The organism is Sphingomonas prati, from assembly GCF_014643515.1.
In the GTDB taxonomy this organism is placed as follows: domain Bacteria; phylum Pseudomonadota; class Alphaproteobacteria; order Sphingomonadales; family Sphingomonadaceae; genus Sphingomonas_R; species Sphingomonas_R prati.
The window spans coordinates 1-16,060 of sequence record NZ_BMJP01000012.1; the positions used below are offsets into that span (position 1 = coordinate 1).

Below are 16,060 nucleotides of genomic sequence, written 5' to 3' on the forward strand. Positions count from 1 at the left end.
TGCGCGGCGTGGACAGCGCGCGGTCGCCTGCGACGTGTCGGCTCGCCGGAGAGGCAGATTATATCAGATGAACGAGCGGCAGGTTTTCGGCAGGGGGATAGCGCGCGTGAATGGCCGGGATTGGGTCTTCAGAGCCGTGCCCAGTCCGCTCGATGCGTTAGGCTCGCAACCCAGAACCGCTTGTGGGTCACTGTCGATCCGGCCCTGAGCGACCCAGAGGCCCGGGCCACTGGTTTGGTCGCGAGGTCTCCAAGCATGGCCCTGCTGAAGTTCCGACTAGTAGGCTCGACATCGTCGGGAAGCAGCGCTGCCACGAGATCGATGAACTGCTTCTGTATGAGGATCGGCTCTCGCCGGAGCTGCTCCATGATCGCGGTCTTGTGCCAAACCACCAGCACAGCTCGCACAAGTTGAAAACCCGCGACTGGAGCGGTGATGCGGCCGCCCTGGCCCGCAGCGATCTGCGCATCGATTGAGTTCAGCGTCAGACCGTGCAGCTTGGCGGCGTCGATCCCCAGTCCGCCTTGCATCCGCCGCCCAGCTTTCTTGTACTTCGTCTCGAGAGCGACAACGACCTGCCGCTCGCGGTTGACCATGAGGAAGTCGATGCGCTGCGGGCTGCCCGTGCTGCCGGCTGTCCTGGGCAGCGGGAACTCCGCCTTTGCCTCGTAGCCCCTCCCGTCCGCAATGCATTCGAGCGGTGGGCCTAGCCGCGCCTCGTTGAGGTTGTCGACACCGGAGCGCATCTGCTCGTACGTGAGCCATCCTACCATGCCGCTGGTGATCTGGTGGATCAGGCTCATGTTGGCTCCCTAAGCGCGCTTGTATCGGTCACTTTGTCCACTTCAATCGCTCCCATTCGCGCTTGAGCACAAAGTTGGAGAGCCGCATCGCGTGCCCTTCTAGCGTCGCAACATCCTTATCCGGCTTCGATACCCCCCAATTATTCCACGGTCGTACACAAACCCAGCCGTTATTGTAGCCAGCTTTGATCGAAGCTGGCTGCAGCATATCGCGATGAGCGAATGGCGGACGTCGAGCACCGCACCAGACGTCTCAAATGACCAAAATTGGGTCGTCGCAGCTTTTTCAAACAGCTGGTCCAGCGACGAATATACATTGGGTCGGCTCGGCGTCCCGATGATCGCAATAAATCACACGCCGAGTCCTTGCGAACAACCGATGGCGCGGACGGGACGCTAGCTTTTTTCCTCGATCATGGGCGCGCTCTTGCAATTGCTACACGGTCGCGCAGACTGTCGTTCAACGGGGAGAATCGATTGAAGGCGTCAGCCACAGCCGCGCCGCAGTCGGCGGGCTACATTTACCAGATCGAACGGGCGCTGTATCACCTCAGCGTCGCAGACGCCGATGACTCGGTCGCGGTCGAATGGGCCGACGACGTCTCCGTCCACCGCAACGGCATGATCCTGACGCAGGAGCAGGACAAGCACTCCCTCAGTTCCGGCGCGGCTGCCTTCGGTGACCGCAGTCCGGGCCTCTGGCGCACGCTGCAGATATGGAAACGGCAGAGATCTGCCGGCATCCGCAGCGGGCGTTATCTGCTGGTCACGAACTCGGTGGCGGCGGGATCGGTCGCGGACGCCGTGCGCGGCGTCGCGGCCGGCTCCATTGGCGCGGACGAGGCAGTCGCCCGGTTGCGCGCTGCGGGCGCCTCCACGCGGCGTTCGAAGACGCAGACCATGATCGACAACGTGCTGGCGTCGACCGACGACGAACTGGCGGACCTCGTCGGCCGCATGGAGATCGTGGATCGGACGGGCGACTGGACCGCGCTCAGGGCGTCCGTGGCCAACGGCCTCGGCCTGGATCCCCGCGTTGATCGCGACTTGGTTGTGGAGAATATGCTGGGCTGGGTGACCTCCGAACTGATGGGCAGGTGGCGTAGAGGCCTGCCGGGGATCGTCTCCCGGACGGCCTGCCTCGTCCACGCCGCCCAGATCCAGCGCACCATCGGCCGCCGACGTCTTCTTCCACGCGCCTCACGCGACGTTGCGGTCGATCCCGCTGAAGCGGCCTCCGCCATGACTAGGCGCTTCGTGTCTCACCTCTCCGACGTGGGCGCGGACGAGGACGTCGTGCTGGACGCCGTGCAGCACTTCCTGCAGTTCGCGGACGAGCGCCACCGCCTCGTCGGTGAGGGCGAGGTGCCCGACCGCGAGTGGGACGGCAGGTCTGACCGCCTGAGCGAGCGCTGGACCAACACTGCACGCATGGCCGCCATCGACAGGCCCGAACTGCGGGGCCGGGACTTGGGCATGCTCATCCTTGCCAGAACGACCTTCGCACACTTGGAGCCGCTGGCGGATGAGCCCTGCGGAGAACTCTACATGACGTCGGGGCACTACCATCGCCTGGCCGACGACGACCGCGTATGGTGGCTGCCCTCAGCGTCGCCCCGAAAGGGACAGGATGCGGCCTGACCATGAGGAAACGGTCCTTCGCAACCCGGCGCTGGTCGCACGCGCTCTTTGGCACGTGGCTAACTCGTACGCTCGCGCCAAGGCGGACCAGCCGCCGCTGCTGCACCATCTGGCCTTGGCTGGAGGCATGCTCCTCAACAGGTCGACTGCCGACAGGATCGGGCGCATGAAGTTTGACAGCGGCATGTTGAAGGCGATCGCTGACAGACCCGAAATGGTGGCTGGGCTGCAGGCGCGGGTCGAGGAGCACCTTCCATACGTGCTTCGTGCCGTCCAGCTGGGTGCGTCCACGCGGCTTCTTGTCATGGAGCCGGGTCTGCGATGCCGGGCGCTCGGCGCGGACCTGCCCAGGGAAATCAGGGCGATGAACGGCGAGGCCCGCCTCGTGCTGGCCGCTGGCAAGCGTCTGGGTGCTTGGTTCGCAGTCGACGATCTACCCGTCGTCGCCGGCCGCCTGGGGGTTGCCTTCTGACATGAGACTGCACATCCGCCGCCTAGTCGTCTGGCCCAACGACCCGAGCCTCGACCCGCGTTCGATCAAGTTCAGCTCGGACGGGATTAGCGTGATCTCAGGGTGGAGTTCGACGGGCAAGTCGGCCGTCGCTGCGATCATTGACTACGTGCTCGGCTCGGGTCGCTGCGCGATCCCCGTCGGCGTCATCCGTGATCTCGCGTCGTGGTATGAGCTCGAACTCGAGACCGCGGACGGGCCGCTGCACCTCGCCCGGCGAAGACCCGACGGCAGGCAGGTGTCGGACGTCTACTGGACCGCCGAGGGCGAGCGGTCGGGACTCGAGCTGCCCTATCCGAAGGCCACCACGGACGACGTGAAACGCCTGCTCAATCGTCTGTCGGGCCTTTCCGACCTGACCATCGATCCCGAAGACACCAGCGCCGGTCGCGCGAGCTTCCGTGACATAATTTCCCTGAACTTCCTGCCGCAGCACGTCGTCGCCAACCCGTACACGCTCTTCTACAAGGCCGATTCCTCCGCCCACCGGGACAAGCTGCGCCGGGTCCTGCCGCTCGCGCTCGGGATCGTCACTAACAAGGACCTGGCCCGGACCCACGCCTTGAACCTTCTCGGCCAGGAGGAGCGCCGGGTCGCCGCCGAACTCGCGGCGAGGCGGAAGGGCATCGAGACCTGGCGGGCTAACGCCAACGGCACCTTTCTGCGTGCGCAGGAACTCGGCCTGCTGCCCGAAGGCGAACCACCCACGAGTCTTCCCCTCCTCCTCTCGGTGCTCCGCGAGTTAACCGGGCCCAGCCGCTTGGTCTCGAGCGCCTCGGGCCGCGTCAGCGCCGCGACCGGCAGGCTCGAGGCCCTATCGGCGCAGGAGCGGACGATTGCGTCACGGATGGCGGAGAGGCGTCGCCGTTTGCGTCGGCTGAGAGGCCTGAGGCGCTCCGCGCGCGACTACAGATCGGCGCTGGACCAGCAGCGGGAGCATGTCGCTGGCAGGGGCTGGTTCCGAGAGGCGATTGTGTCGGACGACTGCATCCTGTGCGGCTCCTCGAGCGATCAGAGCCGCGACATGCTGAACAGGCTGGAGGAAAGCGCGCTCGACGTCGAGTCGCTGGTGGGCGGCACGCGCGACGCTCTTCCCATGGTGGACGCCGAAATCGCCGGCTTGGAGCGCAGCCTCGCCGACGACGAACGGGAGATCACCGCCGTCCAGCAGACTATGCAGGCGGCCGAGGCGGCGGTGGGCGTTGAACAGGGGCGCGACCAAACGCTCGAGGCGGTCTATCGCTTTCTGGGAGGAACCGAGCAGGCGCTCACCATGCTGGAGGCGGTGGACGGCGAGGGCGGTTTGGAAGCGCGGCGCCGCCTACTTCTCGACAGGATGGCGGAGCTGCGTGAGGAGCTGGACCAGGACGCGCTTGATCGCAGACGCGAGGAGGTGTCGCGCAAGGTCTCCAGCTACGTGTCCCGCTTCGTCGAAGGTATGGGCGTGCAGGGCGCCGACGGTTATCCCTTCCTCGACTTCAACGAGCTCACGTTAAGGTTCCAGCGGGAGGATGGAGGTCGGGCGGACTCGCTGTGGGAGATCGGAGGAGGCGAGAACTGGATGGCCTACCATCTCGCGGCGCTGCTCGCGATCCACGGGGTCGTCATGCAGCGAGGTGAGCAGAGCCCGGTCCCGACGTTCCTCGTTATCGATCAGCCGACGCAGGTCTACTTTCCGAATGACTCCTACGAGGATGCGCTTCAGGGACGCGAGCGCGTGCGGCCGGGGCGGACCGGCGTTCCCCCGGCGGACGACATGGCGCGCACCCGACGCATCTTCGCCGCGCTCTCGCGAGCCTACAACAGCTTCGACGGGCAGCTTCAGATCATCGTCGTCGATCATGCTGACCACAACGCGTGGAGCGGCGAGGACGACGTGAGGGAGGTCCAGAACTGGCGCGACGATCGGGACTTCCTGATCCCTGAGGAGTGGATCGCGGCGGCTCCCTAGGTTCTTTGATGTCGCTGCAAGGGAAAGCCACGATCCGAGCCGCCCTTACCGACGGGATCAGCGGAGACCAGACGAGTCCGATGCGCGCAAGCTCGACCCCACCGCCTACGACCCCGTCATCCTGAGCGACAAGCAGGCGGTGCTCGATGGATGCGACACACACATGAACGGATGACCGCTTCGGGGAAGCGCTGAGTCGCTCGTGGAGGTCCACAATTGGGTCATCTGGCTATGCCGGTCAGGATCTCAGCTCTTCCAACGCGCATATCGAGCCTCGGGCTCGTAGAAGCCCGAGATGCTGGGTTTCGTCTTCAGGCGTGAGATCTTGTCCGCGACTTTGCCCAGATCGTCAGCGGCGCCCGGGTGCCAGCCCTTGCTGATCGCCCAAGACTTAATCGTTTCGGCGTCCAAAGCGTGCCCTTTGGCGCGGAGAATCCGAAGATTCTCGCTCGCGTGATCCTTGTCGCGCTGGATAAGCATCCCGTGCGACATGTTGCAGAGCGCGGTGATCGTCTCGAGGGCCTTCACGACAACCGGATCCGCGATCAGGGGAGCCGCTGGCGCCTGCGCTTCGCCATGAACGTTCGGGTTCCAGCGGTGCCGCCACTTATCAATAGAATCCTCGAAATCGGGCACGGCAACGACGGCGGTCAGGTCGCGAAGGCCATCGATCTTCTCGAGCATAGCGTCGTCTGCGTAAAACGCGATGACGACTGCATTCCTCGCCGAGTAGCCGAGCGTGCGGAGCGTCTCATGACGGAGCGTCGCTCCCGACCCGAAGCCGACCCTGGTGCCCTTGGCCAGAGCTTTGGCTGGCGCCGCACCGATGAATCCCGCGAGCGAGGAACGGGTGAGCACATCCTTCGTGTGAGTCAGCAGGATGACGTCCGTTACGGCTGGCGAGGCCTCCGAGGCGATCTTCTGCACATACCCGACGGCGTAGTTCCAGGACTCCGGGTCCATTGAATCGATCGGAACGACCACGCGGATCGGATTAGGCATATCTTGCTCTACAACTATGCTTCGCCGCTTGCTCGCACCGGACATACGATCGGCCGCGCGCTTGTTCGGGAAACCGGAAATCGGGGGCCGGTCGGTCGCCTCCAGACTATGATCAGAGCTGATATAGCCGACTGACCTCTTCGGCGGATGACCCGATGCCGAGGCTCAGCGACCTGCTCGTCCGCATGGCTTCGACGACGCGAGCGGCAAGCTCAGGGGCTGCAAAACCGTCGTCATATAGCGAACCGACGCAGGTCACGGCCATGATGCCCTTGGCGAAAGGAGCCGTCAGGCCAACCTCCTCCATGGCCCATTGAAAAGGGATCTGGGCGCCCTCGACCGCCGTCTTCAACTCGGCGTCACCAACGCCCGAATGTTCGGCGAAGAACTCGTCCCAAAATACCTTCGCTCGCATGAAGGCGGCCGGATACGTCGCGTCCCCCTTCAATAGAGCTTCGAATACGTCGATCATAATTGTCGCCACCTTCCCCTGTTAATCGCTGATATTGGTAGTCGAACGGTCGCGGGCAAGGTCAGCCGCGGCCAACGTCGCGCAGCGACGAACATCCTCGGCAGCCCGCTCGCCTGTTTCCCACCTGCTTCTGGTGAAGGATGTGGCCGGACTTTGATCGGCGCGTGGAAGAGCGCGTGATTCCGACCTCTTCTCCGTTGCTGGAAGGCGGCGAGCTCTTTTCGTACGAGCGCAAGGGGCCGATCATCGGCGGCGTCAGACCATCCGGCCGCCTGAACGGATGTCTAATTTTTGGAAGCGAACCGGGCGGGCTGAGCGCCGTATTATGGGTCAATTAGACCACGTCATTCTATTCAGCTCAGTCAAAAAAGCCATCATTGGCTGCGCTCTGCAGTAGAATGAGAGATTTTTCGGTTGGTATTTATTCGGACCCATTCGGACTAATAGGAAAAGACGAGGCGGACGCGCCGCGAAGCTGATATAGGTTCACTCAGCCAAGGGGTTGGCGGATCAGCATTTCGGGGGAAGTGTCGTGGCTCTAACATCTAAAAGGAAGTTCATATGCGCTTGCGCTGCACTGACTGGCGTAAGCACGCCTGCGCATGCCGATAACGATGTAGCGAAGACTGGTATCGCTGCGGGGCTGGGCATTGTCGCGGCGAGCGGGAAGACGACGATGGGCGACGGTGCTGGAGCAATAGAGGCGTCGTTACTCGATAGCGACGCCATGCTGAGAGCGGGCGCAGCCATTCGACAAATCGCTGAATCGGTGCGCACCATGAACGGCAATCGCGCGGTGCTCGTGCTCGTCAAAGACGACACCGTCGATTTTTCAATGACGCTTTGGGTGGTACAGCGCATGCAGGCGCTCAAGACTAGAGCCTATGCGCTGCCAGAGGCGGGATGTCGCAAGGCCCCGATCGTTGTCGAGCAAACCACGACGAGTGGGCTGGGGCGACTTTTCGCGGGAGAAGCCAGCTCCAGCGACACGAAGAGATTTGGGCTCGCGCGTACCGACATCGTGGCCGCACTTGCGAGCGATGTCAGCGTTGGGGCGATCAAGCTGAGCGCAGAGGATCGGAGGCTGGTCAATGCAATCTTAATGGGAGGGGCGAAGCAACCCAAGTGGGTCAATCTCGCTTCACCACGAGCAGCCCCAGAGAAAGCCAGCAATGACTGGCTGATCATACTCAACGACAGGCTTGCGATTGATCCCGCCACGAACCGGACGTTTGTCCTCCTGACGGATTTGCAAAGCTGGACCGATGCCAATCGGCAGTGTGACAGCGACGGCCACAAAGCGATGATCGACACGATCGACAAATTCGTTGCGGGGATCACGTCGGCCGAGAAAGGTACGCCGGCGATCGTCTCCGCTGCGCAGCTGGCGGCCAACGGCTTTGATCAGGTGCCCCTCATTCTGCGCGTTGCGATCGACGATCGGGGTGGGACGTCGATAACCCGATCGAACATCTGGTACACCGTCGGTCTTCCCGGCGCCGCCGTCATAACTAGCGGACTCAAAGTCAGTTTTCAGATTAGCGATCCAAAAGTCGGGCATAATCTTGTAACCGGTGAAATACGCTGCGTGACGCGGCCGACGAGCTATCGGGACGTGCGCAACATGCTGGTCACGCAAGAGGCGAGCAGAAACAATTCGGTCGGAAAGCGGCAAGCGAAACTTGTTACGTGCGCTTACCGCGCGAGTTGAGAGTGGGCGGCCATATCGCGGTCTGTGCGGCGTTTCGCGAGCCAGTCGAACGTCAAAAGCAAGAATATCGCGGATATGAATGTACGTGAAGTTGGGAGGGGAAGAGGGGCGCGTTACCGTCTGATACTGGGTCAGTGCTCATCGCGTCATTGGCGCTCAATCGGGTTTTAATGCGAGAGCGTATCGAACTTCCGGAAGGGGATCGTCAGGAGCCTCGTCGAGCCACCTTGCCACCACGTCGTCCGACACTCCCTTCACGGCCAGCGCGTTCGCAAGCCGTACGCAAGCCGCGCGCACCATGGTAAGAGTGTCTGCGCGCAAGCCTTCCCGCTCCTGATTGGAATAGGCCGTGTCGGAGTGCAAAATATCGAGCGCTTCGACGACGAACTCATGCCCCCGATTATCCATCCGATCACTCAAAATGAGTTCTTCCGCCCGTTGCAGGGCGGGCAGCAGTGCTGGCTCCCGCCTAGCCGCTACGGACGCGACCACGTCCGCCGGCAGCGCTCCGGGGAGCGCGAGCACTCCGTCTTGGTCCAGCTTGATCCACGCGTAGATAGCCCGCCAAGCCGAGTAGGCGGTCTCGACGTCTCGCGAGCCCATGGCCCGTCGGATCTCGCGATACGCATGCTCAGCGGAAGCCGGATGGCGTTGTGCCAGTATGGGGAGCGTTTCGAGAAAGGCCGGTGCACGCCTGGCCATCGCGAGCACTTGTTTCGCAAGTTCGTCGGTCGCTCCGAGGTCTGAAATTGCAGGGAGAACTGCGCGCGCCAGCGCATGAGCCCGACCGAACGCTTCCTCGCGATTATACAATACGAACTGCCTGCTTGCGTCCGAAGGTTCCCAAGCCAGCAGTAGCGCAGCAATAGTCTCGGCTTCCTGGCTCGAAAGATTCAAGGGTCTAGCGGCATTGGCCGCACCGCCCAGTGACTCGAAATCGATGTGCGAAGCGCTTCCACAGAGAATGCGTTCGACAACGTCAGCACGGAACGCCCGGTCCGCTAGCCCGGGGCTTGGCTCCGGCAGGTCAAGGAATATGTGAGACATGAGTTCCTGCGCGGGGGGCAGATGTGGCTTTTCATGGTCTACGTTCGCCCAGAGTGCGGCCGCCGCTTCTTCTGCTTCTGCGGAACTCAGCAGCCCCCGCTTGCTCAGGACGTAAATACGGAGAATACCCCGCGAGCGCGCGAGGCCAGTATTTGTTTGGATCGCGGAAATTGTTGCCGTCACGCGGCCCCGCCACGCCGAGCCGTGGCGATCAACGCTTGAACCACTACCGTCGAGCCTCTGCACAAGTTCGGGCCAGTAGCTTTCCATTGTTTGATCGCCACGTTCGCCCGGCAACGGGATCTGCAGGATGCGTAGCGTCTGCTGATCCCTGGCGGCAGGGTCGATCGCGTCGAATGAACGGTTGAGAAGGTTGCCGAGCGGTTCAAATAGCCACCAGTGGTTAAGTGCGGCATCGAGCGTAAGGCCCTGTGCCCATTCGAACATTTCGACTGCACTGTCCGTGTCGAGGCGCAACGTCAGTCGCGACAGGAGCTCCATTAGTCTCCTGATTTGCTCGACCCAGTGGTTATGCCGTTCGCCGTCGATACCCGCACCTGGTTGAAGTCGGGCGCGACCAAACTCCACCGCTAGCCTTAGCGCCTGGATCTGGCGTTCGACCACGTCGCTTTGCATGCGGGCAACCGCTACCCGATTAAAACGTTCGTTAATTAGGCCCTTTGACCAGTCGCGGACAGTCCGGAGAACCGACCAACTGTCGCACTCCTCCTCGCCTAGCATGAGCGCCGCGCGCTGAAGACGTTCCTCAATGACGTCGACACCGGGCAAGCGGATGAAGCCCGCCATGTCGACGGCTCTGGACATTTCATCATGCGCGCGCAAGTTCGCTGAACTCAACCAGCCACCCAAGCCGTGGTTGCGCAACCGTACACCGGGCTCGAACCGCGGTTCAGCGACCGCGGAACCGGGGCCGTCCCGCCGATCCTGCTTCTGCAACTCCTGATCGAAGTGGGTAAGTTCATCCCAAGGGTCGCAGCTGTGCTCCCTGTAGCGGTGTGGCCACTCCCCATGGTCAGCCTCCTCTTCCGGCAGGTCTAGCCAGCCTTGTTTGACGGCAAGATGTGCCCAGGCTTCCCGGGAGATCAGCCACACGGAGGTGCGGTCACGCGTCCGCCGCCGGCGTAGCTCCTGAAGTGCTTCGCGCGCAGTGGTCACTGCCCGACGGCGTTCACGCATGAAGGCCTGTAGGGACGCTCGCCGCAGCGTCCAAGCTGGATCAGTGCCGCGGACTCCGGGCAGTAGGCCGGACACGATGTCGTAGTCCAGCCGGTCTCGGGCCTCGATGCAGCGTTCGTAAGCGATCGACGCATTATCGTCAGCCGATTGCGCCTCCGCCTCTGCGGCCGAGCAGAATTGCTCAAATTGATCGCGATCACGGCGTCGGCGTGCGTGCGACGCCAGCGACAGGTTTACCTCCAGCCGGGTGCGTCGGTCGTAGCCGCTAGCAGGGTCGGTGACGAGTCCGGGCAACGCGGTAGCGACCCAGATCGGCAGATCCCAAAGCGAGACATCGCAACGCCAAACGATTTCGCGTGCAAGCCCGGCACGAAGCCTTGTGTCCAACTGGTCGAACGCCGCTTCCAGACGTGCCAGTTGGCGTTCCATGGCGAACCTGATCTGGTATCGGTGGCGGGGCGGAGCCAGTAGCCAGCCCGGATAGGCCCGTCTGCTGGCACTCCAGATACTGATTAAGCGCGCAGGCTCCATCTCATCATGTTCGTCGCCGCTGCGCTCGCCATGTAAGTTCCATCGATGCGGCGGCTCGGGCTTAGCATTCCGCAGCGAGGCAAGTAGGACCTCCGTAGCGACGCGTTGGCGGTCTGCAGGATCGATCTCACGTACTAGCGGTTCCAAATCGATCGGAGTGACGTTCTGGCTTTCTAGAAGACGGCGACGGGCTGCGGTCAGGCCCAGAACACCGATCAGTCTAATGCGTCTAGCGCTCGCTCCCAGCTGGTCGCGCACCCATCCTGCCCACTGCAGGAAGTTCGGATCGTCGCCCGAGAAGCCGATCAGCACCATCTCATTCTCGAGCATCACCTGCTGAGCCAGGTTGACGAAGGGCGAGAAGTGGCGCGGGTAAGTTCTGTAGTCCTCGGCTGCAAAGATGAAGGGCGTGTGCGACGGCAAAGTGCCGTGAAGCTTCACGATTCGTGGCGAGCGCGTTCTGGCGATCGCTTCGACGGTCTCCACGACTTCGTAAGCGCGATCGTGATCCTCGGCGGCGGCTCGCTCTAGTAAGGTGTCCCAGTTAGTCGTCAGCACATCCGCCCAAGGGAGTGACAGCAACTCTCGGTGGAGACCGCCGGGCGTCCATAGGCGGTCGGGAACTAGCTCCCTGATCATCGCGTCGAGCGCAGGCTGTCCGAGAGCGGCTCGATACTCTTCGGCTAGCCGGAGTGGATCGGTGTTCGCGTCCTCCGGGGACGATGCATAAAGGTCGGCCGTCATGCGCCGCGTAAAGTCGCGCCACAGCGGCGGCGCGGGGGTCGATCCGGAGGCTCGTTCGGCGTTCAAACTAAAGCCAGCGCCGACCATAACCGCCGCACCACGTGCCTCCCCTACTGCCCAGAGCGCATTTTGCACGTCGCGCAGCGCCGGATAGTCTGGAATGGCGGACAGCTTTGCCAGAAAAGTTTCGGTTTCGCGTTTCATCGCTCAACTATAGGGCGTTCACGAAGATTACGCGACAGGAGCGCGGCGGCGTAGAATTCATCATAAAATATGAGAAACCTGACCAGTTGCAGTCGGTGATGCCGGCGCCACAGAACTTCCTTCCGATGTGTCGAGGCGCGTTCAAAATGCGGCCAAATGCTCATGCGATCGCTGAGGACTGGCCGGACAGCTCAAGCACCGGCACATAACATCGACAGAAAACGCGGCGACGAGTTTCAAGGGGGCATGGTGCTTGCTTCTAGGGTCGGGCGCTTTTCCGTTGCCTGATCCTGCCCTTGCGTACTGTTAGCGGCACTGACCGGCATGAATCGCCCAAACCATGAATGAAGGACCGGAGTTGAGAAGCGGGTAGGGCGCTTCGCCGTCCGCCGATCGGTTGCGACTGCAAGTTCTGCAGTGCTAGTTAGTCTTGAGCATTGAACGACAGGCGAGGTGATCCGCAACTGCCCGAAGCATGGGTAAATTCCTCGATCGCGCCAGATAAACCGCGCAGAACGCGCCTGAATAGACCGCGAGGATGCCAGCAACCGTTTGAGTTGGCGAGCGCGAATTTCCCCTTTCCTCATGAGGCGGCTCGCCAGCACAATACTCACCTCCGTTACTACGGCCGCCAAAACACCTAGTGCCGAGTTTATTCAGAGCCTCGCTTGAACATCAACGGTAGTGAGGGGCCTGATCGCCTGAAGCGCCAGCTTTCGCGACCAAAAGGACCGTGCTGAACGATACGATCATAGTCGGCGAGCTCGGACGGATTGGCAGGCGTGCCACGAACGGTGAGAGGGGCGGGGGGCAGGGACGACCAGTCTTTTGGCCAGCGCAAGCTTGCAGGTGCGGAGGTGAAGTCGTCCAGCGGCCCGACGCCCAGGCGAATGGCGACATCGATCCCGTCCACGATGAGGTTTTGGCCCGCGTCGCTCCTCGATATTTATGCCCACAGACCCGGATGCAGCGCCAGGAACGTAGCCAGCGCAGGGATAAACGCGCGCACCGCAAAGCAACGGCATGGCAAGGCGTATGATGCTGTTTAGGTGTCTACCCCACGAGCGGCCTACTCCGCTTCTTCCATCTCTGCGATCTATTATCGTGTGCGTTCGAGATAAAGCGCACCGGCGTAAGTGAACGAGAGGCTGCGGGTGGTGCACTCAAAAGAGTCGCGCCAAGCCCGGCCTCTAGTGCAGGGGATCATCCGTGAGACCGCGGGCCCCGACAGCGTCAGCTCGCGCGCCGCACGCGCTAGACTGCTAAGTTCCGCCGCGCGGACGAACACAGTCGTCTTGCGATTCGCGAACCGGTTGTGAACAAGGTTTGATAATATCAGCGACAGCCCGCAAGACAGGCGCGATTGCACGCTGGCGTCTGGAGGGCAGTCGCGCAATCGCCAATGCGCCTTACCGCGACGGTATTGATTACTTTCTGCCGTGCTCATCGCCTAGAACGCAAGTTATGGCTCGCGTTTGCGCAAGTGCTCGTTCGGACTTGTCGCCGAACGCGCGCCTGAAGTAAGAAAGGGTGTTTCGTCGGCAGCCCGCAGACGCCCCGGGATGAGATTTTGAGAATTAGCGACTTTCCGAACTGGGCTGAGGCTCAGTTCGTTGCCCTCTGCGCGGCCGACGGATTGACCGCGAACAAGGCGATCATCGACCGGTTCGGTTGGGATTATCTCGTCGAGTTTGACCGTGTCCGAATGTCCGGGATCGCGCATGACGAGCAACGAGGTAGCGCGACAGCGCGCGTTCAGATTAAGTCTAAGAGGGGCGGTAGCCCGTCAACGCGGGTAAAGCTCGTTAACGCGCTGCGGTTTACGAAGGAAACCGATCCTTGCTTTGTGGTTCTGTTTCACGAGAGCCGAGACGGGCTATCGATCCGCCAGTTTGTACGCGAGTTCGACACGGGTCTAATGGGGGCAACTCTCAAGCGAGCACGTGAGGCCGAACGAGACGGCCAGAGTGCGCTGAACCGCATTGAGTTCGCAATTTCATTTTCGCCGGCCGACGAGCACACAGGCCAGCTGGCGAGTTGGATCAAGGAAACCATCGATGCGAAGCCTGACGACCATGGCGAGACCAAACGCATGCTTGGAGAAACGCTGGGCTATGAGCAAGGCGGGATCAGGGGCGTTATTCGCTTCCCTGCGTCCGAAGTTCGAAGTTTCATAGACCACGCGCTTGGCCTCCATGCTGATTTTAAACCAACGGACGTCACAATCCGGCGCGAGCGCTTCGACATAGCTGCCGGGGACCCGCTTTTCACCGGCGCGCCGGACCGCATCGAGGTTCGCGCGCATCCCACGCCGGCCCGCCTGACGATCCAGGGGACGAACGGGATGACGGCTTGCTTCGCTGGCGAGTTTCGCAGTTTCAAATTACCGGGCGCAGGCGCGCGCGCTAGCTTCGTGTCACCGTTTGTAAAAGCGTCGTTAGACGAGGGCGGCCGTCTGGAAGTCAATTACCACCATGCCGGCGATAGCCGGGCGGCTCTTCAGGACCAGCTGGCATTGACCACCCTGCACGTAGCAGGCAGATCGGCGCTTACGGTAATCCTAGACGTCGATGGCTTCGAGCCAGTTGGAAGCAAGGTGCTCGATATGCCGTTTGAGGCGGACGAGTGGTTCGACTGGTTCACTGCGGTGTTGAAGCCGTTGAGCGCCATACCGCGGCAGGCAGATCATCCCCAACTCAGCTTGGACGACCTCGCTTCGAACGTTGAAAACTTGACAACATTCGTTGAGTGGGTGTCAGACGGCGACGTAACGCTCGTCACGGTCCTCGAAACCGGGTTTCCTGACCCGGTACGGTGCCGCAATCTGCTAGGCTACGTGCACGTGGTCCTTGGTGATTTTACCTTCACAGCGATCATCAGACGTCCCTGCCTCGATCAGCGGGAGGGGAAGGACGGCCTGGAGCTGGTCTTCGGTGACCCCGTCGTCCTTGAGAGCGCTGCGCGAAAGGGATCCGCTTCTGAGCATTTGCCACGCCTGCGGCAACGGTTCCGCGAATTAGCGGAACGCGTCGGCGTCGGGACCGTCATGGTCAATGACGGCGATTTGACGGCGGATGAGGGCATCGTGACAATGCTGAAGTCAAACGATGCTGGGCGTGTCAAATCCCGGTAAGTTCAGATAATCTTTATCCGTTTTGAGAACAATCCTTTCTGCTTATACTGAATCTATGTTCACTTCTAAGAATTGCCCTTAACTCCTTCGTCGCCAATTGCGCGGCGCGCATTCAGTCTAGGGTCAGGATCCATTGATGTGAGCGTCGCGATCTGATTCAGGCTCCGCAACGAGACTGGGTATGAGCGACCTGTACTGGCTGACGGATCAGCAGATGGCGCGGCTTCAGCCAGTACTCCTCCAGGAGCCATGGGAGGCCGCGGGTCGGTGACCGGCGGGTGCTGAGCGGCATCGTTTTCGTCAGTTGCAACGGGCTGAGGTGGTACAATGCGTTAAAGGATTACGGCCCACACAAGACGCTGTACAGTTGGTGGAAGCGTCGGGGCGAGAAAGGGCATCTTACTACAGCTGATGCGGGGGCTGGCTGCTGCGATCGCCGAGCCGAAGACCGTCATGGTCGACGCGACTTACCTGAAGGCGCACCGGACAGCATCAAGCCTTCGGGTTAGAAAGGTGTTTCGGGCGGTTTATCGGCTGCACCAAAGGCGGCATAAATACGAAATTTCACGGCGTCGACGATGCAAACGACCGCCCTTCAAGCTTTTTCATGACGGCAGGTCAGGTCAGCGACTGTACTGGCGCGGCCGCTCTTCTGCACGATTTGCCAAAGGCGCAATGGCTGCTGGGTGATCGGGGCTATGACGCCGACTGGTTCAGGGATGCCTTGCAGACCAAGGGTATCCGGCCCGCACCTCAGGTCGCAAGTCTTGGCACCCCTCGAATACGAGAGGGGCCGGTACAGGCGTTTCAGTCGCATCGAGATCATTCTCGGCCGCCTGAAGGATTGGCCGCGTCGCGACCCGCTAAGACCACTGCCAGCGGTATTCCTCTCCGCCGTGCCCTCGCAGCCCCCAACATCTTCTGGCTCTGATCAAAGGGTCCTGACCCAAGCCCTTCTTGCTAACCTTGCCCCCTTGATCGTCTTGTTATTTCCTGATGAGTTTTGCGGTTTCTTCCTGATATTTTGCGCTTGCGGCGAGAAGTTTATCGAGGCTTTCGGGTGTCATGGTTGTTGCCAGTGTAGTGGCGCTTCCGGTGAGTGCGTTGATCGGC

At 61.7% G+C, this 16,060-nt stretch carries 10 protein-coding genes and 1 pseudogene; 6 read left to right on the forward strand and 5 right to left on the reverse strand.

The window, feature by feature from the left end; all coding sequences use genetic code 11:
• Positions 1-128: 128 nt before the first annotated feature.
• Positions 129-803 carry a hypothetical protein gene (locus IEX50_RS17015; protein ID WP_157177952.1) on the reverse strand — a complete coding sequence of 225 codons (675 nt, stop codon included), beginning with the start codon at positions 801-803 and terminating at the stop codon, positions 129-131.
• A 477-nt stretch (positions 804-1,280) separates the two neighbouring features.
• Between IEX50_RS17015 and IEX50_RS17020 the strand changes: the two genes are divergently transcribed.
• The 3 genes from IEX50_RS17020 to IEX50_RS17030 are packed head-to-tail and all read left to right on the forward strand — an operon-like array spanning position 1,281 to position 4,906.
• Entirely contained in the window at positions 1,281-2,444 is a 1,164-nt protein-coding gene (locus IEX50_RS17020; RefSeq protein ID WP_157177953.1) for an ABC-three component system protein, read from the forward strand.
• Positions 2,434-2,916, forward strand: coding sequence for a three component ABC system middle component (locus IEX50_RS17610; RefSeq protein ID WP_221237678.1), 483 nt, complete (start codon positions 2,434-2,436; stop codon positions 2,914-2,916). The genes IEX50_RS17020 and IEX50_RS17610 overlap by 11 nt, the downstream gene beginning before the upstream one ends.
• A gap of 1 nt (position 2,917) precedes the next feature.
• Entirely contained in the window at positions 2,918-4,906 is a 1,989-nt protein-coding gene (locus tag IEX50_RS17030; RefSeq protein ID WP_157177955.1) for a DUF3732 domain-containing protein, read from the forward strand.
• A 246-nt stretch (positions 4,907-5,152) separates the two neighbouring features.
• Here the strand turns inward: IEX50_RS17030 and IEX50_RS17035 are convergent, their stop codons facing one another.
• On the reverse strand, positions 5,153-5,908 hold the full coding sequence (locus IEX50_RS17035; RefSeq protein WP_157177956.1) for a DUF1889 family protein: 756 nt from the start codon (positions 5,906-5,908) through the stop codon (positions 5,153-5,155).
• 112 nt (positions 5,909-6,020) lie between these two features.
• Complete coding sequence (locus tag IEX50_RS17040) at positions 6,021-6,380, reverse strand: hypothetical protein (protein ID WP_157177957.1); 360 nt, start codon at positions 6,378-6,380, stop codon at positions 6,021-6,023.
• A 676-nt stretch (positions 6,381-7,056) separates the two neighbouring features.
• Here IEX50_RS17040 and IEX50_RS17045 point away from each other — a divergent pair.
• Positions 7,057-8,091 (forward strand): hypothetical protein, encoded by a 1,035-nt coding sequence (locus tag IEX50_RS17045; RefSeq protein WP_157177958.1) that lies wholly within the window; start codon positions 7,057-7,059, stop codon positions 8,089-8,091.
• A 156-nt stretch (positions 8,092-8,247) separates the two neighbouring features.
• On the opposite strand, the gene IEX50_RS17050 is transcribed toward IEX50_RS17045, so the two are convergent.
• Together IEX50_RS17050 and IEX50_RS17850 are read right to left on the reverse strand one after the other, a co-directional pair.
• Positions 8,248-11,814, reverse strand: coding sequence for an SIR2 family NAD-dependent protein deacylase (locus IEX50_RS17050; RefSeq protein WP_157177959.1), 3,567 nt, complete (start codon positions 11,812-11,814; stop codon positions 8,248-8,250).
• 1,099 nt (positions 11,815-12,913) lie between these two features.
• Positions 12,914-13,261 (reverse strand): LysR family transcriptional regulator, encoded by a 348-nt coding sequence (locus IEX50_RS17850; protein WP_157177960.1) that lies wholly within the window; start codon positions 13,259-13,261, stop codon positions 12,914-12,916.
• A 189-nt stretch (positions 13,262-13,450) separates the two neighbouring features.
• On the opposite strand from IEX50_RS17850, the gene IEX50_RS17060 reads away from it, so the two are divergent.
• Together IEX50_RS17060 and IEX50_RS17065 are read left to right on the forward strand one after the other, a co-directional pair.
• On the forward strand, positions 13,451-14,947 hold the full coding sequence (locus IEX50_RS17060; protein WP_188699535.1) for a hypothetical protein: 1,497 nt from the start codon (positions 13,451-13,453) through the stop codon (positions 14,945-14,947).
• 181 nt (positions 14,948-15,128) lie between these two features.
• Positions 15,129-15,878: pseudogene (locus tag IEX50_RS17065) on the forward strand (IS5 family transposase).
• The last annotated feature ends 182 nt before the right edge of the window (positions 15,879-16,060 follow it).

Excerpts from the sequence above, each read along its gene's own strand:
- IEX50_RS17610 (WP_221237678.1), top strand. The coding sequence starts at position 2,434 with ATGCGGCCTGACCATGAGGAAACGGTCCTTCGCAACCCGGCGCTGGTC.
- IEX50_RS17045 (WP_157177958.1), top strand. The coding sequence starts at position 7,057 with ATGGGCGACGGTGCTGGAGCAATAGAGGCGTCGTTACTCGATAGCGAC.
- IEX50_RS17040 (WP_157177957.1), bottom strand. The coding sequence starts at position 6,380 with ATGATCGACGTATTCGAAGCTCTATTGAAGGGGGACGCGACGTATCCG.
- IEX50_RS17015 (WP_157177952.1), bottom strand. The coding sequence starts at position 803 with ATGAGCCTGATCCACCAGATCACCAGCGGCATGGTAGGATGGCTCACG.
- IEX50_RS17030 (WP_157177955.1), top strand. The coding sequence starts at position 2,918 with ATGAGACTGCACATCCGCCGCCTAGTCGTCTGGCCCAACGACCCGAGC.
- IEX50_RS17050 (WP_157177959.1), bottom strand. The coding sequence starts at position 11,814 with ATGAAACGCGAAACCGAAACTTTTCTGGCAAAGCTGTCCGCCATTCCA.
- IEX50_RS17850 (WP_157177960.1), bottom strand. The coding sequence starts at position 13,261 with ATGAGCACGGCAGAAAGTAATCAATACCGTCGCGGTAAGGCGCATTGG.
- IEX50_RS17035 (WP_157177956.1), bottom strand. The coding sequence starts at position 5,908 with ATGCCTAATCCGATCCGCGTGGTCGTTCCGATCGATTCAATGGACCCG.